The organism is Amycolatopsis sp. TRM77291 (assembly GCF_054166285.1).
Window position 1 is genome coordinate 119,845 of sequence record NZ_JBSZHF010000001.1, and the last position, 26,353, is coordinate 146,197.

The 26,353-nt window shown below is 69.5% G+C and carries 8 protein-coding genes, 2 tRNA genes and 3 pseudogenes; 9 read left to right on the top strand and 4 right to left on the bottom strand.

What is annotated here, in order from left to right; all coding sequences use genetic code 11:
• The first annotated feature begins 51 nt into the window (after nucleotides 1-51).
• Both ACXIZN_RS00605 and ACXIZN_RS00610 read left to right on the top strand, forming a co-directional pair.
• Nucleotides 52-123, top strand: a tRNA-Gln gene (locus ACXIZN_RS00605).
• 131 nt (nucleotides 124-254) lie between these two features.
• Nucleotides 255-327 (top strand) — tRNA-Glu (locus ACXIZN_RS00610).
• A gap of 1,539 nt (nucleotides 328-1,866) precedes the next feature.
• Here the strand turns inward: ACXIZN_RS00610 and ACXIZN_RS00615 are convergent.
• Entirely contained in the window at nucleotides 1,867-2,520 is a 654-nt protein-coding gene (locus ACXIZN_RS00615; protein WP_457951836.1) for a response regulator, read from the bottom strand.
• Between the two features lie 56 nt (nucleotides 2,521-2,576).
• Entirely contained in the window at nucleotides 2,577-3,170 is a 594-nt protein-coding gene (locus ACXIZN_RS00620; protein ID WP_457951838.1) for a thioesterase II family protein, read from the bottom strand.
• Nucleotides 3,171-3,481: 311 nt separating this feature from the next.
• On the opposite strand from ACXIZN_RS00620, the gene ACXIZN_RS00625 reads away from it, so the two are divergent.
• A complete protein-coding gene (locus ACXIZN_RS00625; RefSeq protein WP_457951839.1) occupies nucleotides 3,482-4,810 on the top strand; it encodes a UDP-glucose dehydrogenase family protein in 1,329 nt (442 codons plus the stop codon).
• Between the two features lie 223 nt (nucleotides 4,811-5,033).
• Here ACXIZN_RS00625 and ACXIZN_RS00630 read toward each other — a convergent pair whose 3' ends face one another.
• Nucleotides 5,034-6,158, bottom strand: coding sequence for a serine hydrolase domain-containing protein (locus ACXIZN_RS00630; protein WP_457951840.1), 1,125 nt, complete (start codon nucleotides 6,156-6,158; stop codon nucleotides 5,034-5,036).
• Between the two features lie 92 nt (nucleotides 6,159-6,250).
• Nucleotides 6,251-7,951 carry a fatty acyl-AMP ligase gene (locus tag ACXIZN_RS00635; protein WP_457951842.1) on the bottom strand — a complete coding sequence of 567 codons (1,701 nt, stop codon included), beginning with the start codon at nucleotides 7,949-7,951 and terminating at the stop codon, nucleotides 6,251-6,253.
• Nucleotides 7,952-8,223: 272 nt separating this feature from the next.
• Between ACXIZN_RS00635 and ACXIZN_RS00640 the strand changes: the two genes are divergently transcribed.
• From ACXIZN_RS00640 to ACXIZN_RS00665, 6 genes and pseudogenes are all read left to right on the top strand, one after another.
• Nucleotides 8,224-9,624, top strand: coding sequence for a class I adenylate-forming enzyme family protein (locus tag ACXIZN_RS00640; protein ID WP_457951844.1), 1,401 nt, complete (start codon nucleotides 8,224-8,226; stop codon nucleotides 9,622-9,624).
• Nucleotides 9,624-10,550: an ACP S-malonyltransferase gene (locus ACXIZN_RS00645; protein ID WP_457951846.1), complete on the top strand. Its 927-nt coding sequence runs from the start codon at nucleotides 9,624-9,626 to the stop codon at nucleotides 10,548-10,550. Before ACXIZN_RS00640 ends, ACXIZN_RS00645 begins: the two co-directional genes overlap by 1 nt.
• 35 nt (nucleotides 10,551-10,585) lie before the next feature.
• Nucleotides 10,586-17,203: an SDR family NAD(P)-dependent oxidoreductase gene (locus tag ACXIZN_RS00650; protein ID WP_457951847.1), complete on the top strand. Its 6,618-nt coding sequence runs from the start codon at nucleotides 10,586-10,588 to the stop codon at nucleotides 17,201-17,203.
• Nucleotides 17,204-17,222: 19 nt separating this feature from the next.
• Nucleotides 17,223-20,816 (top strand): annotated as a pseudogene (locus tag ACXIZN_RS00655) (type I polyketide synthase); the annotation flags it as partial.
• Between the two features lie 111 nt (nucleotides 20,817-20,927).
• Nucleotides 20,928-24,746: pseudogene (locus ACXIZN_RS00660) on the top strand (SDR family NAD(P)-dependent oxidoreductase); the annotation flags it as partial.
• Nucleotides 24,743-26,293 (top strand): annotated as a pseudogene (locus ACXIZN_RS00665) (acyltransferase domain-containing protein); the annotation flags it as partial. The pseudogenes ACXIZN_RS00660 and ACXIZN_RS00665, both read left to right, overlap by 4 nt.
• Nucleotides 26,294-26,353: the final 60 nt, after the last annotated feature.

A 26,353-nucleotide genomic window follows, 5' to 3' on the forward strand; every position in this document is an offset into this window, starting at 1 on the left:
TATTCTTTCTCGTGCGGCACCGAGCCGGTCAAGGCCGGAACGGTACCTCACTGGGGTATGGTGTAATTGGCAGCACGACTGGTTCTGGTCCAGTTAGTCTAGGTTCGAGTCCTGGTACCCCAGCTGGAGAACTCTCCGGAGTGAAACACAGAGTGACCCCCCTGCGAAGGCGGGAAACCCGGTCTGGTAAGTTTCTCCACAGCAACACAGCAGGTGAACAACTGAAAACCTCCTTCTGAAGGAGGAAGTTCCTAGCCCCCGTCGTCTAGCGGCCTAGGACGCCGGCCTCTCACGCCGGTAGCGTGGGTTCGAATCCCATCGGGGGTACGCGCAGCTTCCACCCAAAAAGTCTCGACCGGAGCGGTCGGGACTTTTTGCGTTTTCAGGGGAAGTCATCGCCTCGTTGATCCTTTCTGCGGCTACGGCTGTTTCCGGTACCTGATCGACCGGCAGTTTTATGGTAATGGTCACTTGGACGCCGACGCCATGACCTTCACGGTGAGCTGGGTGATTTCGAAGAGATGCGGGGCGTCCTTCGGGGGGCACTTCAGGTCTCACGAGGTCGCCCCGTCGGCTGCTCCTGGCGCAGAACCGACGGGCCACTTCCGCCAGCCGGCGTTGAAGGCGTTCACGTTCGGCTCGACGCTGTTGAGCTGCGCTGTCGTCCACTGTGGCCAGGTCGGCTTCGATCCTTCGCCGGACGGGGCCTGAAGAGGTGGTCAGCGTAGAAAGCTGAAACGGCTTCGAGTAGTTCGTCTTCGCGGAGCCGGATCGCCGCTGGAAGTCCGGCGTTGCCGCGGTTGTTCTTGCCTGGTCGGCATAGGTAGCAGAAAAGCCTGTTGTGTTTCGTGTCACCGGCCATGCGCCGTCCGCAACTGTGGACGACCATGCCGCGGTGTTGGGCTGATCGTCCGCCCGCGACCCTCGCCGAGCCTCGATGCGGCTGGTGGGCTCGTGGACGTTCTTGCAGGTCTTCTGTGGACGTTCGCCTCAGGAGCGCGACGCGAACCTCGTCGCGGAGCAAGGCGCTGGGCATACCCAGGGGCGAGGCTGGGTAGTCGGAGGGGCCGGAGATATAGCTGGCGCTGAGCCGGATTCGTGCACGGCCCAATGGCGCAGCTCACCCGATCACGGCGTTGAGCTGTCGGCGGAGACGATCACCTTCGCGCCAGGAACCGTTGTGGCATAAGCGGAATAGCGGCGATCACCGGATTGAGCGCTTGATCGCAGCGACAGTCCGACAACGCTTCGTACCCGCCCCAGTTCTGCCGAGACGTGCTCGGCCGACGGCCAGACTCGTCGCACGACGGGCGGCGAATCCAACGAGATCGGCAGAGACATGTCCTCGTTGATTCGACGAGTCTCGTTCGCCGGTGACGGCGTGCGGAAGTAGGTCGTGCGTGTCGTCGTTTGGGGCCTTGACGGTGTTCCGCGTTGTCGATGCGGTTCAGGGTCGGCTGGGGTCGAGTCCGGCCTTGAGGGTGTTCGGCGGCGGTGGGCTTGGATGCCACGTCCGTCGGGCTGGTCTCGTTGGCAGGGTGACGATCGGAGGCCGCGTAGGAGTAGCTGGGCCAGGACGGTTCCCAATGTCGCATTAGAGACGCTGAGTGTCTCTAATGCGACATTGGGAACCCTGGCCGACGATCATGCTGGGTAGCGCCCGCGAGAGCCGGTCCGTGCCGTGAAGCGTCCTTCAGCCCCTTAGGGCTACTGGGTCCGCAGGCCGTCGAAGGCGACCACGCGGTCGATCTGAGGGGCGAATTGTCCGGCTCGACCAGTCGGCCGATGCACACGTCGCTTATTGAGGCGGTGACCGGGATCTCGCCTTGTGCGGGAGAAAATCGGCGGCTGTTTCCCCGCGGCAGGTCAATCCGCATAGTGGTGGCGTTTGGCGTAGGCGATCGCTTCGACGCGGTCCTTGCTGGCCGTTTTGGCGAAGATGCGGTTGATATGGGTCTTGACCGTCGTCCCGCTGATGAACAGCCGCTTCGAGATCTCCCGGTTGCCGTGCCCGGCGGCGATGAGCTTGAGCACGTCGATCTCCCGCGCCGTCAGGCCGTCGGCGGGCTGCTGGGTCGCGGGCTGGCTCCGGGTGGCGGCGCGTACCAGGCTCCGCTGGACGTCGGGGTCGAGGACGGCCTGTCCGGCGGCCGCCGCGGCGATGGCACGGGCGATCGCGTCCTTGGACGCCGATTTGGTGAGGTAGCCGAGGGCCCCGGAATCGAGGGCTTCGAGCGCGAGTTCGTCGGTCGCGTACGTGGTGAGGACGACGACCTGGGTGTCCTGGTGCTCGCGCCGGATGTGGCGGGTCGCTTCGATGCCGTCGGTACCGGGCATGTTGAGGTCCATCAGCACGACGTCGGGACGGTGTTCGGCGACGAGACGGATGGTCTCATCGCCGTCGCACGCCTCGCCGACCACGGTGATCCCCGGCATCGTGCCCAGCAGGAGGACGAGTCCTTCGCGGACCGCGGCCTGATCGTCGGCGACGATCACCCGGGTTTCGGTTGCTTCGGTCACAAGGACAGTTTCCCCGATCAGGTTCACCGGGTACAACGAGGTGCCGGCGGGGGCGTTCATTCGATCGACGCCGAGACCAGGCGGTCATGGATCAGGTTGGCGATTTCCTCGCAGTGGGTGTCCAGGAACTTCCCGCCGCCCGGCCAGACCTCGAGGTCGAACCGGCTGGTCGTGCATTCGCGCCAGCGGGGCAGTTCCGCCGCGTCGTTCCCGCCCGCCAGCGCGACGACCGGCGAGTTCAGCTTGACCGTCTCGAACTTGGGTGAACTGCCCCAATCGGCCACGAACGTGCACAACGGCTGGATCTGGGTCTCCTGTTCCAGTCTCGCCGCCGTCTGGAGGGTGAACTCGCCGCCCCCGCGGTGCCCGAACAGGGCCAGTGGCAGATCCGTCCAGTCGCGCAGCAGCTCGGTACTGTCGTGCACCAGTTCGACGACGTTGCCGATGTAGCCGTGCGTCCCCTGCCGCACGCTGCCGGGATACTGGATCGTCAGTACTTCGACCGACGGCAGCAGCAGCTGGATCAGGCGCCACAGGGGCTCCGCCGTGCCGACCGGATGAGGAAAAAACGCCAGCCGGAACGCCGCGGGCTGCAGTGGGTCGATTATCCTCATCAGGCCGACGTCGCGGTCGGTAATAGGCTCGCGCATTGACGGATCCTTTTCTTATCAGATGCCGGATTTGACCTTACCGAACTTGATCGTTTTCGACGTCATGCTTCAGGTGGATATCATTTGGAGTAATGGGTGGACGTCGTTCTACAACCCCCTCACGACGGCTGGACCAGCTTGGGGTCCCTAGGGGGCGGCTAGGGGTTACCCGCTGAATGGGGCACGGTTAACGTCGGAAAACGTCCTGGGGTCGGCCTTTGGTTACTCGATCCGGCCTTTGTGCCGTTGCTGAAACCGCTTTTCCCCCTTTCGGCCGCCGCCCGGGAATCCGTGACTACCTTGGTGGCGAAATGCATTCTTATCGGATAGCCGTCATCGGCGCCGGTTACGTCGGATTGACCGCGGCGGCGTGCCTCGCCGCCCTCGGGCATCGGGTGACCTGCGCCGACGTGGATCCGGCGAAACTCGAGCTGCTCGAACGCGGCGAGACGACCCTGCTCGAACCCGGTCTGGCGGAACGCGTCACGACCGGGCTGGCCGCGGGGCGGCTTCGGTTCGTCCTCGGCGCGGCCGCCGCGGTTACGGACGCGGAGGTGGTGTTCCTCTGCGTGCCGACCCCGATGGCCGCCGACGGCGAGGCCGACCTCGCGATCGTGGAGGCCGTGGTGGCGGAGATCAGGGATCTGCTGCCGTCCGGTTGCGTCCTGGTCGAGAAGTCCACCGTTCCGGTCGGCACGGCCGCCCGGATCTCGGACCTGCTCGACCGGGAGGACATCGGGGTGGTGTCCAATCCCGAGTTCCTCCGCGAGGGAAGCGCCGTCGAGGACTTCCTGAACCCCGACCGGATCGTGGTCGGCTCGGACAAGCCCGCCGCGGCCGAGCGCGTCGCCGCCCTCTATGCCGGGCTCGGCGCGCCGACCGTGATCACCGACGCCGCGAGCGCGGAGATGGTGAAGTACGCGGCGAACTGCTACCTCGCGACGAAGCTCTCCTACGTCAACGCGCTCGCCGAACTCTGCGAACGGCTCGGTGCGAACATCGTCGACGTCGCCGAAGGCATGGGCTACGACCGGCGGATCGGCACGTCGTTTCTCCGGCCGGGGCCGGGCTGGGGTGGCTCCTGCCTGCCGAAGGACACCCACGCGCTGTTGGCGGCGGCCGGCGCGGCCGGGGTCGACTTCACTCTGCTCAAAGCGGTGATCGGGACGAATTTCCGGCAGGCGGGCCGAATCGCGGACAAGGTGGCGGTCGCCTGCGGACTCGCGCCGGACGCCCGCCTGGACGGTGTCCGGATCGGTCTGCTCGGCCTCGTCTTCAAGGCGGACACGAACGATCTGCGGTCCTCACCGGCGCTCGCGGTGGCGGAAGAACTCGCCGCGCGGGGCGCCGAACTCGCCGGGTACGACCCCGGCCTGCTCGCTTGCGACCCCGGGAGCAGCGCGGAACGCACCCGGCTGGACGACCTGATGTTCCTCGCCGACGACCCCTACCTGACCGCCAAGGACGCGCAGGCGGTCGTGGTGCTCACCGAATGGCGGGAGTTCCGGACGATCGACTGGCGGCGGATGGCCGGGCTGCTGACGAAGCCGGTCGTCGTGGACACCCGCAACCATCTCGACCGGGACGTCGTCGAACTGGCCGGGCTTTCCTGGAGCGGGGTGGGCATCGGCACCGCGTGACACGTCGCGAAGCCACGTTCGGGAGCGAGTCCCGAACGTGGCTTCGCGACGCCGGTGACCGGTCAGCCGCAGAATTCGGCGAGCATCGCGCGGAACACGGCCGAACGCGCGGTGTCGGAGGACAGGTTCGTGGTGACGCCNCCCCCCCCCCCCCCCCCCCCCCCCCCCCCCCCCCCCCCCCCCCCCCCCCCCCCCCCCCCCCCCCCCCCACGCCGGTGACCGGTCAGCCGCAGAATTCGGCGAGCATCGCGCGGAACACGGCCGAACGCGCGGTGTCGGAGGACAGGTTCGTGGTGACGCCGACCGTGATCTGCCTGGCGCCGTCGGGAGTCCGCATACTCCAGGTGTTGTAACCCGGTACCGAACCGTTGAACCCCCACGCCTCCGGCGCGGCGCACCCCTGCGGGAGCCGGAGCCGCATGACGCCGAGGCCCGAGTCCAGTCCGGGAACGCTGCTGGGCACGGTCTTGCGCATCTCGGCCAGCTGCGCCGCGGGGAAGAGCCTGCCGGCGAGCAGGGCGCCATAGAACCGGTTCAGGTCGTCGGTGGTGGAGATCAGGTTCCCGGAACCCCAGAACCGCGACATCTCGTAGTCGGTGACGTCGGTCGGCGGCGCGTCGGGGCCGTACAGCTGCTCGTAACCACGGGCGGCCGCGCGGTGGACGTAGGGATAGCGGTACGGGAGGGAGCTGTCCCGCATCCCCGCCCGGTCGAGAACCCGTCGCTGCAACACGGAGTTCAGCCCGTCACCGGTGAGGTTTTCGACGAGTTTCCCGAGCACGGCGTAATTGGTGTTGGAGTACACCATGCCCTGGCCGGGCGGGAAGGCCAGCGGCTTGCCCTCGGTCCCCTTCCGGATGGTCTCTTCCGGTGTCTGGTGCTGCCAGCGGGTCGTGTCGATCTCCGGAAGGCTGTTCCACCGGTCGGTCGCCGGGATCCCGCTGGTGTGCTGCAGCAACTGGCGTACGGTGATCGGCTCGGTGTACGGCAGCAGCCCGGGAAGCCGGTCCTGGACGCGGTCGTCGAGGCCGGTCTTGCCCTCACCGGCCAGTTGCAGGACGACGGTGGCGACCAGGCTCTTGGTGATGCTTCCAGCCCGGAAACGGCCGCGGGGGTCCGGCGCGCCGCCGGTCGTGACGTCGCCGACGCCGCTCTGGCCGTACCATCTGCCGTCCTGGTCGAGCACGGCGGCGTACGCGCCGGGCGCACCGGCGGCGACGGCGTTGTCCAGCGCCTTTTGCAGGCCTTCCCTGGCCGGGGCGGCGATGGCCGGACCGGCGGCGAGTGTTCCGGAGAACAAGGCGGTGACGGCGGCGATCGCCGCCATACCGCGAAAGAGACGATTCATGCGCCTGACGCTAAGAGGCGCCCCGCGCCGGGACATCCCCCTAAAACCCCTGCCGTGTCCGGACTTCTCGCGAACGACCCCTTATCGCGAGATCAGACGAGGGCCAGTGCGGGCAGCGGCCGCCGGTCACTGTAGAGCGGATCGAGCCGCCCCGCGCGATAGAGCTCGCGGGTCGCGCCCCGCCGGATCTTGTTGCTGGTGGTGCGCAGGATCGCGCCCCGGCGGACCAGGACGACCCGTGCCGGCTGCACGGTGAGGGCCAGCCAGAGCCGCCGTCGGACGGCGGTCACGATCGCGCGCAGTTCTGCCTGGTCCGGGCGGCCGCGGACCTCCTGAATGATCACGATCTCCGTCCCGTCACCCTGGACCGCGACACCGGTTTCCACCTGGGCGCCGAGTTCGGCGCGGATCTCGGTCTCGAGCCGTTGGGGCAGCAGGACACGGTCGCCGTCGTCGAGCGCGTCGACGGTCCGGCCGAGGACGTACAGCTCTCCTTCGTGGCGGACGCCGAGGTCGCCGGTGCGCAGGTAGCCGTCCTCGGTCCGGTTCGGCCCGGCGCGCCAGTACCCGGCCCCGACGCTCGCGCCGCGAAGCTGGATCTCCCCGACACGGCCAGCTTCGAGCGGAAGCCCGGTCGCGTGGTCGGCGATGCGGAGGTCGAACGCCTTCGGCCAGCCGCAACAGGCCAGTTCGTAGCCCTCGGCCGGGTCGTCGGTGAGCACGAACTTGCCCGCTTCCAGCGATCTCGCGTCGACGGTCCGGAACACCGGCGGATTCCCGCCCGCGCCGCTGACGTAGACGGTCGCCTCCGCGAGGCCGTACACCGGGGTCAGCGTGCCGTCGCCGAGCCCGGCGCGCCCGAACCTGGCCGCGAACGCGCGCAGGGTGACCGGATTGACCGGTTCCGCGCCGTTGAGGGCCCAGCGCCAGCTCGACAGGTCGAGGCCGTCGATCTGCTCGTCGGTGATCTTCGCCGTGCACATCCGGTAGGCGAAATCCGGTCCGGCGGACATCTCCAGCCGATAGCGGTCGATCAGCCGCAGCCAGGTGTACGGCCGCTTCAAGAAGGTCATCGGCGCCATCAGGACGCTGGTCCCGCCGAACAGCAGCGGTTGCAGCGCGATGGCGAGACCCATGTCGTGGTAGAGCGGGGTCCAGCCGCCGAACCGGCCGGTGGAGCCGGGGCCGAGGTCGGCGAGCAGCGCTTCCGCGTTCGCGACGATGTTCGCGTGGGAGAGCAGCACGCCCACCGGGTCACGGGTCGACCCCGAGGTGTACTGGATCATCGCGGTGGTGCCGCCATCGATCCGCGGCCGCCGCCAGGAACCGGCGTCCGCCTCCTCCGGCCCGTCCGTCACCAGGCACGGGCTCGTCGTCAGCTCCCGCATTCCTGGGAGGAGCCGCGTCGTGCCCAGCATCGCCGACGGCTCGGCGTCCGAAAGGATCCGTGCCAGCCGCTCGGCCTGGTAGCGATTTCCGCCCGGCGCGGGGGCGGGGACCGCCACGGCGCCGGCGTACAGGCAGCCGAGGAAGGCGGTGAGGAAATCCGGTCCGTCCTGGCTCACCACGAGCACCCGCTCGCCGGGACGCACCCGCGCACCGAGCAGGACGGCCGTCCGGCGCGCCGCCCGGTCGAGTTCGCGATAGGACAGCGAAACGGCGGGTTCGGGTAGCTCGGGGTCGTCGACGAACGCGACGGCGAGCCGGTCACCGTCCTCCTCCGCCCAGTACCGGAGCAGGTCGACGACGGTACGGGCGGGACTTGTGTCGGGAACGGAAATCGCGTCGGTCACGAGGATGTCCTTACCGGTCGTAGCCACCGCAGCGGGTACCGCGAGGAGAAGGTGCGGCCCGTCAGTCCGCGGAAAGGCAGGAATCTCCTGCAGGCAAGGAGTACCGGCGCCGCGAGCCGGCGCTCAACCCCTAGCGCACGAGGGAAGGCCCCTATTGCCGGGAAAACCGGCCGGGTTGAGTGGGGTGGTAGGGGCGGTTAGGGGGTGAACGGGCGAGGGCTCCGTACTTAGCATCGGTCCGAGCGAACCCGCCTGTCCGACGAGAGGGAGCCATGACCGCGAAGATCTTTGCGCCCGACTCGGTGCGGACGCTGGCCGAGGCCGAGCGGACGGGGCTGCAGGTAGCCGCCGTCCTCGGCGAATTCGGGATCGGCGCGGGTGATCGGGTCGTGCTCAAGGCGGCCAATTCCGCCCACTACGTCACCGTCCTGCTGGGACTGGTCGAGGTGGGTGCTTCGATCGTGCTCGTGGACCAGGGTGACTCCCTGTCCCGTACCGAGGAGATCTGCCGCCTGTCCGGTGCGAAACTGTCCCTTGTCGACGATGACGCGACGTTCGGCGGTGAAGCGGTCTTCCTCGACGAGATCCACGCGGCCGCCGCGGGCGTCGTCGTCGAGGACAGGCCGGTCTCCTTCGAGATGTGGGGCGAACGGCCCGACGGGCTCGTGCTGTGGACGTCGGGGTCGACCGGGACACCGAAGGGCGTCGTGAAGTCCGGCGGCCGGTTCCTCCGCAACGTCGAACGCCATCTCGCCCATGTCGGGTACCGCGAGGACGACGTCATCCTCCCGCTGCTCCCGTTCGCCCACCAGTACGGGTTTTCCATGGTGCTGGCGGCTTTCGCCCTCCGCTGCTCGCTCGTCGTCGCACCGTACCGGCGGCTCGACCGCGCCCTGCGGTTCGGCGCGGTCTGCGGGACCACGGTGGTCGAGGCGACCCCGGCCACCTACCACAGCATCCTGCGCCTCGCCGCCGGGCGGCCGGAGCTGCGTCAGTGCGTCGAGCGGGCGAGGATGACCTGTGCCGGCGCGGCTTCGCTGGAAAAGAGCCTGTCCGATCGCTACCTCGCCGAGTTCGGCAGGCCACTGCTGGACAGCTACGGCAGCACGGAACTCGGTAACGTCGCCTTCGCCTCGCCGGACAATCCGGTCCACTGTGGACTACCGCTTACAGGGGTCTCGCTGCGGATCGTCGGCGAGAACGCCGAGCCGATCGAAGCCGCGGGCGAGGTCGGCGAGATCGAAGTGGACAGTCCCGACGCGATGACCGGCACCATCGCGGAAGACGGCTCGCTGGTCCCCTTTCCCGAAGGCTGGTACCGCACCGGTGACCTCGGCCGGATCGACGAGCACGGCAACGTCACCGTCCTCGGCCGGAAACTGGCCGTGAACCGGATGGGCTACACGATCTATCCGGACGCGGTGGAGCGCAAGGCCGAGGAGCTGGGCTGTCCGGTCAAGATCATCAGCAGGCCCGATGACCGTGGCGGCGCGCAGTTGATCTTCTTCGTCGCCGACGATCAACGCCGCGAGTCCCGGTACTGGCGCGACCGGTTCAGCGCCGCGCTCCCGGTGTACGAGCGGCCCAACCGTGTCCATGTGCTCGAAAGCTTTCCCGTGACCCGCAACGGGAAGACCGACAAGAAGAAGCTCGCCGAGCTGGCGGGGCACTGATGACCGCGATCGTCTTCCCGGGGATGGGTCCGTCGGACTTCGCGTCCGTCGGACGGTTCATGGTCCTGGATCCCTATGTGCGCGGGCGGCTGGCCGAGGCGGACGAGGCACTCGGCTACGACCTCCTGGAAGCCTTCTACAGCAGCCAAGACGCCTATTCCGAGTACACGCAGGTGGCCTTCCTGGTGAACTCGCTGGCACTGGCCGACCGGGCGGTGGAAGAACACGGCCTGCGGCCCGAGGTCTGTGCCGCGCCGAGTTTCGGTCAGCGGGCGGCCTCGGTCTTCACGGGTTCGCTGGGTTTCGCCGACGGCGTGCGCATGACCGCCGAACTCGCCCGCTGTGAGACCGAGTTCTTCCGTGCGCGGTTCTCCGACGTCGTCACCCACACCGTGGTACGCATCCACCGATCCACAGTGGATGCTCTGCTCGACGGGCTCAGGGACCGCGGTGAATTCGCCGAATATTCGGGTTTCCTCGACGACGACTTCTTCATGGTCTCCTTGCGTGAGCCGATGCTGGCGGAATTCACCGAGGGCGTCCGCGCGGCGGCCGGCTATTCGCTCGCCACGATCCGGCCGCCGGTGCACGCCCGCTCGTTCACCGGACTGCGGGAGCGGGCCGCCCGCGAAGTGCTCGACCGGTACCCGATCGAGGCGCCGCGGCTTCCGGTGGTCGCCGACTCCACCGGCGCCGTCGTCGACTCGGCCGAAGCCATGCGCGCCATGCTGCTGGACACCTTCGACCGGCCGATCGACTGGCCGTCGGTGGTCGCGACGCTGCGCCGTCTCGAGGTGGAGCGAATCGTCTTCACCGGCCCGGACGCGCTTTTCCGGCGCTTGGACCGCACCAAACGGAACTTCACCGTGACCGGCTTCGACCCCAAAGGTGTCGTCGGCAGGCTCACGGCCCCGGTCGCCGGCTGAGCGACCCGGGATGCGATGGCACGAAAGGGGCGCCAGTGCGTGACGAACTCAACCGGGCACCGGAATTCGAGGCGCGGCACATCCTGTCGCGCCTGGTGTGCGGGCACACCGCGGAAGTGCTGGACGTGGAGTCGGTCGACCCGTCGAGCGCCTTCGCGGACCTCGGGCTGGGTTCGATCGCCGCGGTGGACCTGCACCGGCGGCTGACCGCGGCGACCGGCCTCGAGTTGCCGGTGACGATGGTGTTCGACCACCGCACCCCGCGGGCACTCGCCGACGAGCTGTACGCCCAGCTCTCCGGCACGCCGCTGGACGCGGACAACGGTGTCACCACCGCCGCGGATCCGGCCGGGCCGATCGCCATCGTCGGGATGGCCTGCCGTCTGCCCGGCGGGATCACCTCGCCCGAACGGTTCTGGCGGCTGCTGACCGACGAAGGTGAGGTCGTCTCGGACTTCCCGGACGACCGGGGCTGGGACGTGGAGGCGCTGTACGACCCGGATCCGGCCACGCCGGGCCGGACCTACACCCGGCGCGGCGGCTTCCTGCACGACGCCGGGGAGTTCGACGCCGAGTTCTTCGGTATTTCGCCGCGTGAGGCGACGGCGACCGATCCTCAGCAACGGTTGCTGCTCGAGGTCGCGTGGGAAGGGCTCGAACGGGCGGGGATCAGCCCGGACGGCCTGCGCGGGACCCCGGTCGGCGTGTTCACCGGCGTCGAGAACCAGGAGTACGGCCCCGGCCTGCGGCACGTCGGCGCGGGGCTGGAAGGCCATCTGCTGACCGGGACGGCCGCGAGTGTCGCGTCCGGCCGGATCGCCTACACGCTGGGTCTCGAGGGCCCGGCCATCACCGTGGACACCGCTTGCTCGTCATCGCTGGTGGCGTTGCATCTGGCCGCGCAATCCCTTCGCCGGGGTGAATGCGACCTCGCGCTGGCGGGTGGGGCCGCGGTGATGTCCAGCCCTGGCGGGTTCCTGGCTTTTTCCCGGCAGCGCGGGCTTTCGGCGGACGGCCGTTGCCGGGCCTTCTCCGCGGACGCCGACGGCACGGGCTGGTCCGAAGGAGCCGGGATACTGGTCGTCGAGCGGCTCTCGGACGCGATCGCCAACGGGCACCGGGTGCTGGCCGTGCTGCGCGGTTCGGCGGTCAACTCCGACGGAGCGTCGAACGGGCTCACCGCGCCCAGCGGTTCCGCGCAGCGCCGCGTCATCCGGAGCGCGATGGCCGACGCGGGGATGACCGCCGTCGACGTCGACGCGGTGGAGGCGCACGGCACGGGCACGAAACTCGGTGACCCGATCGAAGCGAGGGCACTGCTGGCCACCTACGGCCGCGACCGTGACCGTCCACTTTGGCTCGGTTCGGTCAAGTCGAACGTCGGCCACGCCCAGGCCGCGGCCGGTGTGATCGGCGTGATCAAGATGATCCTGGCGCTGGGTCACGGCTTCTTGCCGAAGACCTTGCACGTCACCGAGCCGACCCCGCACGTCGACTGGTCGGCAGGCGACGTCCGCCTGCTGACCGAAGCCGTCCCGTGGCCGGAAACGGGCAGGCCGCGGCGCGCGGCCGTCTCGTCGTTCGGCGTGAGCGGCACCAACGCGCACGTCATCATCGAGGGGCTCACCACCCAGCTGGACGAACCGTCCGAAGCAGACGTAGCCGGTCCGTTGCCCTATGCCCTTTCGGGCAGTGGCCAGGCCGGGTTGCGCGCGCAGGCGCGAACGCTGGCCGACTTCCTCGACGGGCGAAGGGAATCGCGGGCGGCCGACATCGCCTACTCGCTCGCGACGACGAGGGCGTGGCTACCCGAACGCGCGGTGGCGGTGGCCGCCGACCGTGATTCCTTGATCGCGGCCTTGCGCGAGTTCGCGGAGCAGGGCTCGGCTCCCGGCGTCGTGACCGGCGGTCCGGCCGAGGGCGGGCTCGCGGTGATGTTCACCGGGCAGGGCAGCCAGCGGCTCGGGATGGGACGCGAGCTCTACCAGCGTTTCCCGGTGTTCAAACAGGCCTTCGACGACGCCTGTGCCGCGCTGAACGCCTTCCTCGACCGGCCTCTGCGAGCCCTCGTCTTCGGCGACGACGTCACGCTGCTCGATCGCACGGAGTACACCCAGCCCGCCCTGTTCGCCTTCGAGGTGGCACTGTTCCGGCTGGTCGAAACACTGGGCGTCCGGCCGGACTTCCTGCTGGGGCACTCGATCGGCGAACTGGCGGCCGCGCACGTGGCAGGCGTGTTCTCACTGGGCGACGCGGCCCTGCTGGTCGCCCACCGCGGCCGTCTGATGCAGGCACTGCCCGAGGGCGGCGCGATGGCCGCGATCGAAGCGACCGAAGCGGAGATACTGCCGTTCCTCACCGAACGGATCGCGCTCGCGGCCGTCAACGGCCCGCGGTCGGTGGTCGTCTCGGGTGACGAGGCACCCGTCCTCGACCTGGTGCGGATCTGGCGGGAGCGCGGGAGGCGCACCCGGCGGCTCACCGTCAGCCACGCCTTCCACTCGGCTCGGATGGAGCCGATGCTGGCCGAATTCCGCTGGGCGGCCCGGGTCGTCTCCTACTCGGCACCGCGGATCCCGATCGTCTCCGACGTCACCGGACGGATTCTCGGCACCGAGGAGATCACCTCGCCGGAATACTGGGTGCGCCATGTCCGGGAGCCCGTCCGGTTCGCCGACGGTGTCGGACGACTGTCCGCGCTCGGGGTGTCGGCCTTCTTCGAACTCGGTCCGGACGCCGTGCTCTCCGGCCTCGGGCCGGCGTGCGCGGACCAGGCGGACTTCGTCCCGGCGGTCAAGGCGGACCGGCCGGAGGTCGCCGCGCTCATGACGGCGCTCGGACGGCTGCACACGCGCGGGGTGCCGCTCGACTGGTCCGCCGTCCTGCCGGAAGCGTCCACTGTGGAACTTCCGACGTATGCCTTTCAGCGTAAGCGATTTTGGCTCGATGACCGTGAGCCGGCGGGTAATGCGGCGTCGGCGGGACTCGGTGACGCCGGACATCCCCTGCTCGGCGCGGTCCTCAGCGTGCCCGAATCCGGCGAGGTCGTGCTCACCGGCCGGATCTCCCGGCGGTCCCGGCCGTGGCTCGCCGACCACGCGATGCTGGACACGGTCCTGTTCCCCGGGACGGCGTGGATCGAGCTGGTCACCCGCGCCGCCGAGGAAGCCGGGTGCGCCCGGATCGACGACCTCACCCTCACCGCGCCGCTGGTGGTGCCGGAACGCGGTGGTGTCTCGCTCAGCGTCGTCGTGCGAGCGGCGGACGAGACCGGGACACGCGCGGTCGCGGCCTACTCACAAGGGGACGAGGACGAAACTTGGACCTGTCACGCCGTCGGGGTGCTCGCTCCGGGCGGAGCGGTCACCCGCGCGGCGGAACCGGACTGGCCACCCGCCGACGCCGAACCGGTGGACGTCACGGACTTCTACCCGCGGCTCGCCGAAGGTGGTTACGGCTACGGCCCTGCCTTTCAAGGCTTGCGGGCGGCTTGGCGACGGGGCTCGGAGATCTACGCGGAGGTCGGGCTTCGCGACGGCACCGACGCCGCGGGATTCGGCGTACATCCGGCGTTGTTCGACGCGGCACTGCACGCGAGCGTCCTCGCCGAGGACACCGGCGCGGTCGCGCTCCCGTTCTCCTGGCGGGGCGTCGAGATCCACCGGGTGGGCGCGTCGGCCCTGCGGGTGCGGATCGTACCCACCGGAGACGGTGCCGTCGCGATCGATCTCTTCGACCGGACGGGTGCTCCGGTGGCATCGGTGGAGGAGCTGGTCTCCCGGCCGATGGATCCCTCCACCGTGGAGACCAGAGGCGCCGACCCGCTGTACCGGATCGACTGGGCCGAGCTTCCCGCGCCGCTCGCGGGAGAGGTGCCGGAGCTGGTGTTCGCCACCTTTCCCACAGTGTCCACAAGGGACTCCGAAGCCGTTTCCGCGGCGCTGGCCCGTGCGCTCGAACTGATCCGGCGGTGGCTCGCCGAGGGCCATTCCCCCGCGGCGAGGCTCGTGTTCGTGACCTCCGGCGCGGTCGACGCGGGTTCGGGTGAACCGGTCACCGACCTGGTCCACGCACCACTTTGGGGACTGGTGCGTTCGGCGCAAGCGGAGAACCCAGACCAGTTCCTTCTGGTGGACGTCGACGACACGGAGGAGAGCCGAGCGCTCCTGCCCGTACTCGCCGCGTTCGGGGAATCGGAACTCCTGCTGCGCAAGGGAAAGGCATCGGCGCGCAGGCTCGTGCGGACCGGATCGGGTCCGCTCGACCCGCCGGATGGACCTGCTTGGCGGCTCGACGCCCCGGTGCGCGGCACACTGGAGAACCTGAGCCTCGTCCCCGTCGACGAGGCGCCGCTCCCGCCGGAACACGTCCGGATCGCCGTCCGGGCGGCGGGAATGAACTTCCGCGACGTCGTGTCGCTGCTGGGGATGGCCGCGACCGCGGACGTGCTCGGCTACGAAGCGGCCGGTGTGGTCGTCGAGGTCGGCGACGGCGTGGCGGATCTCGCCGTCGGCGACCGGGTGCTGGGCCTGGTGAGCGGCGGTTTCGGACCGAGGGCGGTGGCACCGCGCGATCACCTCGTCCCGATGCCGGAAGGCTGGGATTTCCCGGCCGCCGCGGCGGTCCCGCTGGTCTTCTCGACCGCGACGTACGCCTGGGACGACCTCGCCGATGTCCAGGCGGGACAGCGGGTGCTGGTGCACGCCGGGGCGGGCGGGGTCGGGATGGCCGCGATCGGACTGGCGGCACGGCGGGGCCTCGAAGTGTTCGCCACGGCCAGTCCGGGCAAACACGAGGTACTGCGGTCGCTGGGTGTGGCCGAGGATCACATCGCGTCGTCGCGGGATCTGGACTTCGCGGGCAAGTTCCTGGCGGTGACCGGTGGCGAGGGCGTCGACGTCGTGCTCAATTCGCTGACCGGCGAGTTCGTGGACGCGTCGTTGCGGCTTCTGCCTCGTGGCGGGCATTTCCTGGAGATGGGCAAGACCGATATCCGCGACGCGGACGAGGTCGCCGCACGGCTTCTGCCTCGTGGCGGGCATTTCCTGGAGATGGGCAAGACCGATATCCGCGACGCGGACGAGGTCGCCGCACAGCACCTGCCTCGTGGCGGGCATTTCCTGGAGATGGGCAAGACCGATATCCGCGACGCGGACGAGGTCGCCGCACAGCACCCCGGTGTGCGTTACCGAGCGTTCGACCTGATCGAGGCCGGCCCCGCGCGGATCCAGAAGCTGCTGCTGGAGATCGCCGATCAACTCGGCGGCGGACTGCTGTCGCCGCCGCCCGTGCTGGCTTGGGATGTGCGGCGGGGCGTGGAGGCGTTCCGGTTCATGAGCCGTGCGCGGCATGTCGGCAAGTTGGTGCTGACGGTTCCTTCCGTGCTGGATCGGGCGGGGACCGTGCTGGTGACCGGCGGTACCGGTGGGCTCGGTGGTTTGGTGGCCCGGCATCTGGCGGCGGAGCATGGGGTCCGGAGTTTGGTGCTGACCGGTCGCCGGGGTGTCGAGCCGGAGTTCGTGGAGGAGTTGCGCGGCGGTGGGGTGTCGGTGTCGGTGGTGGCGTGTGACGTCGCGGACCGGGCGTCGATGGCCGGGGTGCTGCACGCCATCCCGGATCTGACCGGGATCGTGCACGCGGCCGGAGTGCTGGACGACGGGTTGGTCGAGTCGTTGTCGCCGGAGCGGTTGGCCGAGGTGTTGCGGCCGAAGGTTGATGGGTTGCTGAATCTGCACGAGTTGACTCGTGGCGGGGATTTGGCGATGTTCGTGGCGTTTTCGTCCGCTGCGGCGACGTTGGGTGCTGCGGGGCAGAGTGGCTACGCGGCGGCCAACACGTTCGTGGACGCGTTGATGGAAGTACGGCGGGCGGAAGGGTTGCCCGCGACGTCGATCGCCTGGGGACTGTGGGCGCAGCGCACCGGTATGACCGCTCATCTGTCCGATGTGGACGTCGAACGGCTGGTCCGGTCCGGCGAGGTCCCGCTGTCCATCGAGCTGGGGCTGCGGTTGTTCGACCAGGCGGTCGCTTCGCCATGGCCGTCGGTCACCGCGCTCGGCCTTGATCCGGTCAAGATGCGTTCGTCCGGCACCGTACCGCCGGTACTGCGGGCGCTGGCGGGCCCGGTCCGGCGGCCGGCCGCGGCCACGGTGACCTCGGAACGGTCGTGGGCCGAACGGCTCACCGGGCTCGCCGCGGCGGAGCGGGAACCGTTCGTGGTGGAGGAGATCCAGCGACAGGCCGCGCAGGTGCTCGGGCATGGCGGCGCCGGCGACATCGGCCCGGCCACGGCCTTCAAGGAACTCGGTTTCGACTCGCTCACGGCGGTGGAACTACGGAACCGGCTGCAGGGGCTCACCGGCCTCCGGCTGGCGGCCACCGTGGTGTTCAACCATCCGAGCCCTCAGGCACTGGCGAGGCATCTCGTCACCGTCCTGGTGCAGGAAGAGCCGGACGCCGATCCGGCCGAGGCCCGGTTGCGGGCGGCTCTGGCGAAGATCCCGCTGTCCCGGTTCGCCGAAACCGGGGTGCTGGACACGTTGCTGGCGTTGACCGGGCTCGCCGTCCCGGTACCGGCTGAACCGGGCGGGCTCGACGAACTCGACGCGGACAGCCTCATCGCGCTGGCGATGAGCGGCGAAGAACAGCAGTGAACAGCCTGACGATCCTGATGTGGAGCACACGATGACCGACGACCGCCTTGTCGACGCCCTGCGCACGTCGCTGAAGGAGACCGAACGGCTCAGGCTGCAGAACCGGAAGCTCATCGCGGCCGCCAGCGAGCCGATCGCGATCGTCGGGATGGCCTGCCGGTATCCCGGCGGGGTGACCTCGCCCGAAGACCTCTGGCGGCTGGTGGCCGACGGCGTCGACGCGATGTCGCCGTTCCCCAGGGATCGTGGCTGGGATGTCGACGGTCTCTTCGATCCGGATCCCGACCGGGCGGGGACCACCTACGTCCGTGAGGGCGGCTTCCTCGATGGCGCGGGCGAGTTCGATCCGGCGTTCTTCGGTATCTCGCCTCGGGAAGCGGTGGCGATGGACCCGCAGCAGCGGCTCGTCCTCGAAACCTCCTGGGAGGCCATAGAACGGGCGTCGCTGGACCCGGCCACCCTGCGCGGCTCCGCGACCGGGGTGTTCATGGGCGTGATCGACAACGACTACACGACCCGGCTCCGTGCCGTGCCCGACGACCTGGAACCCTTCCTCGGCAACGGCGGGACCAGCAGCGTCGTCTCCGGCCGGGTCGCCTACACGTTCGGGTTGGAGGGCCCGGCCGTCAGTGTCGACACCGCGTGCTCGTCTTCGCTGGTGGCCCTGCATCTCGCGGTGCAGTCGCTGCGCCGCGGGGAATGCACGCTCGCACTCGCCGGCGGCGTCACGATCATGGCGCACGCGGACGACTTCGTGGAGTTCTCCCGTCAGCGTGGTCTGGCGCGTGACGGCCGGTGCAAGGCGTTCGCGAACGCCGCCGACGGGACGGGCTGGGCCGAGGGTGCCGGTGTGCTGGTCGTGGAGCGGCTTTCGGACGCGCTCGCGAATGGTCATCGGGTCCTGGCGGTGGTTCGCGGTTCGGCGGTGAACCAGGACGGCGCGTCGAACGGGTTGACAGCGCCGAACGGGCCGTCGCAGGAACGCGTGATCCGCACCGCGCTCGCGGACGCGAGCCTCGCCCCGGCGGACGTCGACGCGGTGGAAGCGCACGGTACCGGCACCAGGCTGGGTGATCCGATCGAGGCTCAGGCGTTGCTGGCCACCTACGGTCAGGATCGCTCGCGGCCGTTGTGGCTGGGGTCGTTGAAGTCCAATATCGGGCATTCGATGGCGGCGGCCGGGGTCGGCGGCGTGATCAAGATGGTGATGGCGCTGCGGAACGGGACGCTCCCGGAGACGTTGCACGTCGACGGGCCGACGGACCAGGTCGACTGGTCGGCGGGTGCGGTGGAGTTGCTGACCGAGTCCCGGCCTTGGCCGGAGGTGGGGCGGTCACGTCGCGCAGGGGTGTCTTCGTTCGGGATCAGCGGAACGAACGCGCATGTGATCCTGGAGCAGGCGCCGCCGTCGGTCGAGCCGGTACCGTCGCCGGAGGCCGGAGTGGTGCCGTGGGTGCTGTCGGCGAAATCGGCCGACGCCCTGCGAGCGCAGGCAGAACGGCTGGCGGATTTCGTCCGTGCACGGCCAGATCTGTCCCTTGTGGACATCGGCGCTTCGCTGGTGCGGTCGCGGGCGAGTTTCGGCCATCGCGCCGTGGTGGTCGGCGAAAGCCGGGACGCCCTGCTGGAGGCGTTGAACTCCCTCGAACCCGTTGCGAGTGCGGGTTCGGGTGTGGTGTTCGTGTTTCCTGGTCAGGGTTCGCAGTGGGTGGGGATGGCTCGGGAGTTGGCCGGGGTGTCTTCGGTGTTTGCTGAGTCTCTTGTGGACTGTGAGCGGGTGTTGTCTTCGTTTGTGGATTGGTCGTTGCGGGACGCTCTTGGTGATGAGGTGTTGTTGGGGCGGGTTGATGTGGTTCAGCCTGTTCTTTTTGCGGTGATGGTGTCGTTGGCGGCGTTGTGGCGTTCGGTGGGTGTGGTGCCGGATGTGGTGGTGGGTCATTCGCAGGGTGAGATCGCGGCGGCGTGTGTGGCGGGGGCGTTGTCGTTGGAGGATGCGGCGCGGGTGGTGGCGTTGCGTTCGCAGGTGATCGCTCGGACGTTGGCGGGTAAGGGCGGGATGGTGTCGGTCGCGTTGCCGGTGTCGGTGGTGCGGGATCGTCTTGCGGTGTGGGGTGATCGGATTTCGGTGGCGGCGGTGAATGGGCCGTCGTCGGTGGTGGTGTCGGGTGAGCCGGAGGCGTTGGATGAGTTGATCGTGTCGTGTGAAGGGGACGGGGTCCGGGTTCGGCGGATTGCGGTGGATTATGCGTCGCATTCGGCGCAGGTCGATGGTTTACGCGATGAGTTGGTGGAGTTGCTGGCGCCGATCGTGCCGAGGTCGTCGTCGGTTCCGTTGTTCTCGACTGTCACTGGTGACTGGTTGGACACCGCCGGGATGGATGCGGCGTATTGGCATCGCAACCTCCGTCAGACCGTCCAGTTCGAGAAGGCCACCGCCGCGCTTGCGGAAGGGCACGGACTGTTCGTCGAGGTCAGCGCCCATCCGGTGCTGACCGGCGCGATCCAGGACACCGTGGCGGACACGGAAGCGGCGACCATCGGGACGCTGCGCCGTGACGACGGCGGCTGGGACCGGTTCCTCACCTCCGCGGGCGAGGCCTTCGCTCGCGGCGCAGAGGTGGCCTGGACCGGGCAGTTCCCCGCTGACGTGTCCATAGTGGACCTTCCGACCTACGCCTTCCGGCATCAGCACTTCTGGCTCGACAGTGCCCCGGCCGCCGGGGACGTCTCCGCGGCCGGGCTGGCGGACGCGGAGCATCCGCTGCTCGGCGCGGTGGTCGCCCTGCCCGGTGACGAAGGGGTGGTCCTGACCGGCCGGATCTCCACACGGAACCAGCCCTGGCTCACCGAGCACACCGTTCTCGGCGAGGTGATCGTGCCGGGGACCGCCTTCGTCGAACTGGCCGTCCGCGCCGCGGACGAGACCGGCTGCGGGCAGGTGGAGGAACTCACGCTCGCCGCGCCGCTGATCGTCCCCGAGCAGGGAAGTGCCGAGCTGCGGGTGGTGGCGGGCGCGGTGGACGAGGACGGCAGGCGCGGACTGACCGTCCACTCGCGACTTGGCGAACAGTCCCCGTGGACCTGCCACGCGACCGGCACACTCGCGCTCGGTGTCCACGCCCCGTTGTCGGAGCTGGGCACCTGGCCGCCCGCCGGTGCGGAACGCGTCGATCTCGACGGGCACTACGACCGGCTCGCCGCCGACGGATACGGCTACGGGCCGGCGTTCCGGGGCCTGCGTGAGGCGTGGCGGCTCGGCGAAGACCTTTACGCTGAGGTCGCGTTGCCTGACGGGACCGACACCGAGGGGTTCGGCCTCCATCCCGCGTTGTCCGATGCCGCACTGCATATTCTCGGAGTGGCAGGCCAGGGGCGGCTCGAACTGCCCTTCGAATGGCGTGGTGTGTCCTTGCACGCGTCGGGGGCCTCGGTTCTGCGTGCGCGGATCTCCCGCCATGGCGGTGGATTCGGCCTGTGCCTCGCCGACACCCAGGGCGCACTCGTGGCCACTGTGGACTCGTTGACCCTGCGGCCGTTCTCCGGCCGGGGACCCGTCGTCGACGAGGCCGGTCCGCTCTACCGGGTCGAATGGCCGGTGCTGCCGCGCGAGGACGCGTCGCCAAGACCGTCGGTCGCGGCGCTGGGCGACCTCGAGGTGCCGGGGGCCAGGCGTTACGCCACTCTCGCTGAGATCGAAGACGTTCCGGAGTACGTCTTCGCCGGTGTGCCGGCGGACCACGGCCCGCACGAAACGTCGTCGGCGGTACTCGAACTCGCCCAGCGGTGGCTGGAGGACGAACGGTTCACGGCCGCGAAGCTGGTCTTCGTCACCACCGGCGCGGTCTCGGCCGAGCCCGGCGAACGGATCACCGGTCTCGCGCAGGCGACGGCCATCGGGTTGATCCGGTCGGCGCAGTCGGAGAACCCGGACCGGTTCGTGCTGCTCGACGCGGACACCCTCGGCGAGGTGGTGCTCGCGGCGCCGGCCACCGGGGAGGCCGAGCTCGTCGTCCGCGGGGAGGCCGTACGCGGCCGCCGCCTGGTCCGCGTGTCCACAAAGGACGCGCTGCTCCCGCCGTCCGAAGGCCCGTGGCGTCTCGACGTGTCCGGTGAGGGGACGCTGGAGAACCTCGCGCTCATCCCGGTCCCCGAGGAGCCGCTCGGTGACCGGCAGGTCCGGGTCGCGGTCCGCGCGGCGGGGGTGAACTTCCGGGATGTCGTCGCGTCCCTCGGGGTCGTGCGGGTCGACGAACCGATGGGTGGCGAGGCCGCCGGGGTGGTCGCCGAGATCGGCGCGGGCGTCACCGATCTCGCCGTCGGCGATCGTGTCACCGGGGTCTTCACCGGCGCCTTCGGCCCGGTCGCGACCACGGAGCGGGCGAACCTGGTGCCCATGCCGGACGGCTGGACGTTCGCCGAAGCGGCGTCGATCCCCGTCGTCTACACCACCGCGCTCTATGGACTTGTCGACTTGGCGAACGTGCGGGCGGGGCAGCGGATACTGGTGCACGCCGGGGCGGGCGGGGTCGGGATGGCCGCGATCGGACTGGCGTCGCAGTGGGGGCTCGAGGTGTTCGCCACGGCGAGCCCGGCGAAGCATGACGTCCTGCGGTCGCTGGGGCTGGCCGACGATCACATCGCGTCGTCGCGGGATCTGGACTTCGCGGACAAGTTCCTGGCCGTGACCGGTGGCGAAGGTGTGGAGGTCGTCCTCAACTCCCTCGCGGGCGAGTTCGTGGACGCGTCGCTGAGGCTTCTGCCTCGTGGCGGGCATTTCCTGGAGATGGGCAAGACCGATATCCGCGACGCGGACGAGGTCGCCGCACGGCTTCTGCCTCGTGGCGGGCATTTCCTGGAGATGGGCAAGACCGATATCCGCGACGCGGACGAGGTCGCCGCACAGCACCTGCCTCGTGGCGGGCATTTCCTGGAGATGGGCAAGACCGATATCCGCGACGCGGACGAGGTCGCCGCACAGCACGCCGGTGTGCGGTACGCCGCCTACAACCTCCCTGATTTCGAACTCGATCGCACCCAGGAAATCCTGCGCGAGGTGACGCAGCTGTTCGCGGGCGGCCGGCTGCGACGGCTTCCGGTGCTGGCTTGGGATGTGCGGCGGGGCGTCGAGGCCATGCGGTTCATGAGCCGTGCGCGGCACGTGGGCAAGTTGGTGCTGACGGTTCCTTCCGTGCTGGATCGGGCAGGGACCGTGCTGGTGACCGGCGGAACAGGTGGGCTCGGTGGTCTCGTGGCCCAGCATCTGGCCGCTGAGCACGGGGTCCGGAGCCTGGTGCTGACCGGTCGCCGGGGTGTCGAACCCGAGTTCGTGGAGGAATTGCGCGGCAGTGGGGTGTCGGTGTCGGTGGTGGCGTGTGACGTCGCCGACCGGGCCTCGATCGCCGCGGCACTCGACGCCATCCCGGATCTGACCGGGATCGTGCACGCGGCCGGAGTGCTCGACGACGGACTGATCGGCTCGTTGTCGCCGGAGCGGCTGACCGAGGTGTTGCGGCCGAAGGTGGATGGCTTGCTGAACCTGCACGAGCTCACTCGTGGCAGGGATTTGGCGATGTTCGTGGTGTTCTCGTCGGCCGCGGCGACGTTGGGTGCGGCGGGTCAGGGTGGCTATGCGGCGGCCAACACCTTCGTGGACGCGTTGATGGAAGCCCGGCGAGCGGAAGGATTGCCCGCGGTTTCGATCGCCTGGGGATTCTGGGCGCAGCGCACCGGCATGACCGCGCACCTCACCGAAGCCGACGTCGACCGGATGCGGCGCGCGGGCGAGAACCCGTTGTCCATCGATCTGGGGCTGCGGTTGTTCGACCAGGCGGTGGCCTCGCCCTGGCCCTCGCTCACCGCGCTGGATCTCGATCTCGCCAAGGTGCGGTCGGCGAGTTCGGTGAGCCCGGTGCTGCGAGGGCTGGTGGGCCCGGTCCGGCGCCGGGCCGCCGCCGTTTCCGGCGACCGGTCCTGGGCGGACCGGGTGCGGGCGCTGGCCCCCGCCGAACGTGAGCGTTCCGCCGTCGAAGAGGTGCGGCGCCAGGCCGCGGTGGTCCTCGGCCACGGTACCGGCGGCGATATCGGGGTTTCGGCGGCGTTCAAGGAACTCGGGTTCGACTCCCTGACCGCGGTCGAACTGCGCAACCGGCTGCAGGCGGCGACCGGGCTGAGGTTGCCGGCCACCCTGATCTTCGACCATCCGACGCCTCGGGCGCTGGCCAGGCATCTGCTCGGAGAGGTGGTGGGTGACGTTCCGGCGGCGGAGCGGACGCCGGCCACCAGAGCCGACGGTCAGGAGCCGATCGCCATCGTCGGGATGGCCTGCCGGTATCCGGGCGGGGTGGCCTCGCCGGAAGACCTGTGGCGGATGGTCGCGGACGGCGTCGACGGGATGTCGCCGTTCCCCCGCGATCGTGGCTGGGACGTGGACGGTCTCTTCGATCCGGATCCCGATCGGACGGGGACCACCTACGTCCGTGAGGGCGGGTTCCTGGACGGCGCGGGGGAGTTCGATCCGGCGTTCTTCGGTATCTCGCCGCGGGAAGCGGTGGCGATGGACCCGCAGCAGCGGCTCATCCTGCAGACCTCTTGGGAGGCCTTGGAACGGGCCTCCCTGGACCCGTCGTCGCTCGCCGGTTCGGCGACCGGGGTGTTCATGGGCGTGATCTACAACGACTACACGACCAGTGTGCCGTCGCCGCCGGAGGACGTTCAGCCGTTCCTCGGGAACGGTGGTTTCACCAGCGTCGCGTCCGGGCGGGTGGCCTACGCGCTCGGGCTGGAGGGCCCGGCCGTCAGTGTCGACACGGCGTGCTCGTCTTCGCTGATGGCGCTGCATCTCGCGGTGCAGTCCCTGCGGCGAGGTGAGTGCACGATGGCGCTCGCCGGTGGATCGTCGGTGATGGCGACACCGGTCTCCTTCACGGACTTTTCACGTCAGCGTGGTCTGGCGCGTGACGGCCGGTGCAAGGCTTTCGCGAACGCCGCGGACGGGACGGGCTGGGCCGAGGGTGTCGGTGTGCTGGTCGTAGAGCGGCTTTCGGACGCCCTGGCGAACGGTCACCGTGTACTCGCGGTGGTCCGGGGTTCGGCGGTGAACCAGGACGGTGCGTCGAACGGGTTGACAGCGCCGAACGGCCCGTCGCAGGAACGCGTGATCCGTGCCGCGCTCGCGGACGCGAGCCTCGGCACCGCCGACGTCGACGTGGTGGAGGGGCACGGGACCGGAACGACGCTGGGTGATCCCATCGAGGCGCAGGCGTTGCTGGCCACGTACGGCCGTGAGCGCGACCGTCCTTTGTGGCTGGGGTCGTTGAAGTCCAATATCGGGCATTCGATGGCCGCGGCCGGGGTCGGCGGCGTGATCAAGATGGTGATGGCGCTGCGGAACGGTGTGCTGCCCAAGACGTTGCACGTGGACGAGCCGTCGCGGCAGGTCGACTGGTCTTCGGGTGCGGTGGAGCTGTTGACCGAGTCCCGGCCGTGGCCGGAGGTCGAGCGGCCGCGCCGGGCAGGGGTGTCTTCGTTCGGGATCAGNGGCTCACCACGGCGGACGTCGACGCGGTCGAGGCGCACGGCACGGGTACCACGCTCGGTGACCCCATCGAGGCGCAGGCGTTGCTGGCCACCTACGGCCGGGACCGGGACGAGCCGCTGTGGCTGGGGTCGATCAAGTCGAATATCGGGCACACCCAGACCGCCGCCGGCGTGGCCGGGGTGATCAAGATGGTGGAGGCGATGCGGCACGGGGTGCTGCCGAAGACGTTGTACGTGGACGAGCCGACCCCGCACGTGGACTGGTCGGCGGGCGCGGTCGAACTTCTCACCGAGAACCGGCCGTGGCCGGAGCTGGACCGCCCCCGCCGGGCCGGGGTGTCCTCGTTCGGGGTCAGTGGCACGAACGCCCACCTGATCCTCGAACAGGGCGACGAGCCGGAAGAACCGTCCTTCGCGGACCAGACGGCACTGCCGGTTCCGGTGCTGCTGACCGCCGCTTCGGAACCCGCGCTGCGCGGGCAGGCGAGCCGTCTCGCCACTTGGCTGGCGGAGCGGCCGGAGTACGGGCCCGCCCTCGTCGCCAGGTCGCTGGCGGCCACCCGTGCCCTGTTCGATCGCCGTGCCGCCGTCGTCGCGGCCGACCGTGACGAACTACTCGCCGGGCTGGCCGCGATCGCCGACGGCACCGCGCCCTGTTTTCCCGCCGGTGCCGGGAAAACCGCCTTCCTCTTCGCGGGACAGGGTAGCCAGCGGCTCGGCATGGGCCGCGAACTGCACGAGACCTATCCGGTGTTCGCCGCGGCGTTCGACGAGGTTTGCGCCGCGCTGGACGAACACACCGCGACCCCGGTCAGGGACGTCGTCTTCGGTGACGAAAAGGCGCTGCTGGACCGGACCGGGAACACCCAGCCTGCCTTGTTCGCGTTCGAGGTCGCGTTGTACCGGCTGCTCGAATCCTGGGGTGTCCGCCCGGATCTGCTCGCGGGTCATTCGATCGGTGAGATCGCGGCGGCGCATGTGTCGGGTGTGTTGTCGCTGGGTGACGCGGCGGCGTTGGTGGTGGCGCGTGGCCGGTTGATGGAGGCGTTGCCTGAGGGTGGCGTGATGGTGGCGGTGGAGGCGTCGGAGGATGAGGTTCGGCCTGAGCTGACCGGTGTGGTGGGGTTGGCGGCGGTGAACGGTCCGCGGTCGGTGGTGCTTTCGGGTGCGGAAGACGCGGTGCTGGGGTTGGCGGCGGTGTGGCGTGGGCGTGGTCGCCGGGTGAAGCGGTTGCCGGTGAGTCATGCGTTTCATTCGTCGTTGATGGAGCCGATGCTGGCGGGGTTCCGTGCGGTGGTGGAGCGGCTTTCCTTTGGTGAGCAGCGGATTCCGATCGTGTCGACGGTGTCGGGTGAGCCGGTGGAGATGTCGGCGGAGTACTGGGTCGAGCATGTGCGCGCGACGGTCCGCTTCTCGACGGTGTCGGGTGAGCCGGTGGAGATGTCGGCGGAGTACTGGGTCGAGCATGTGCGCGCGACGGTCCGCTTCACCGACGGCATGACCTACCTGGCCAAACAGGACGTGTCCAGCTACCTCGAGATCGGGCCGGACGGTGTGCTGTCCGGAATGGCGCAGTCCAGTGTGGACGGTGACTTCCTGTCCTCCGTCCGCGCC

Coding starts and splice junctions, on each gene's coding strand:
- ACXIZN_RS00645 (WP_457951846.1), top strand. CDS start 9,624: ATGACCGCGATCGTCTTCCCGGGGATGGGTCCGTCGGACTTCGCGTCC.
- ACXIZN_RS00625 (WP_457951839.1), top strand. CDS start 3,482: ATGCATTCTTATCGGATAGCCGTCATCGGCGCCGGTTACGTCGGATTG.
- ACXIZN_RS00630 (WP_457951840.1), bottom strand. CDS start 6,158: ATGAATCGTCTCTTTCGCGGTATGGCGGCGATCGCCGCCGTCACCGCC.
- ACXIZN_RS00620 (WP_457951838.1), bottom strand. CDS start 3,170: ATGCGCGAGCCTATTACCGACCGCGACGTCGGCCTGATGAGGATAATC.
- ACXIZN_RS00640 (WP_457951844.1), top strand. CDS start 8,224: ATGACCGCGAAGATCTTTGCGCCCGACTCGGTGCGGACGCTGGCCGAG.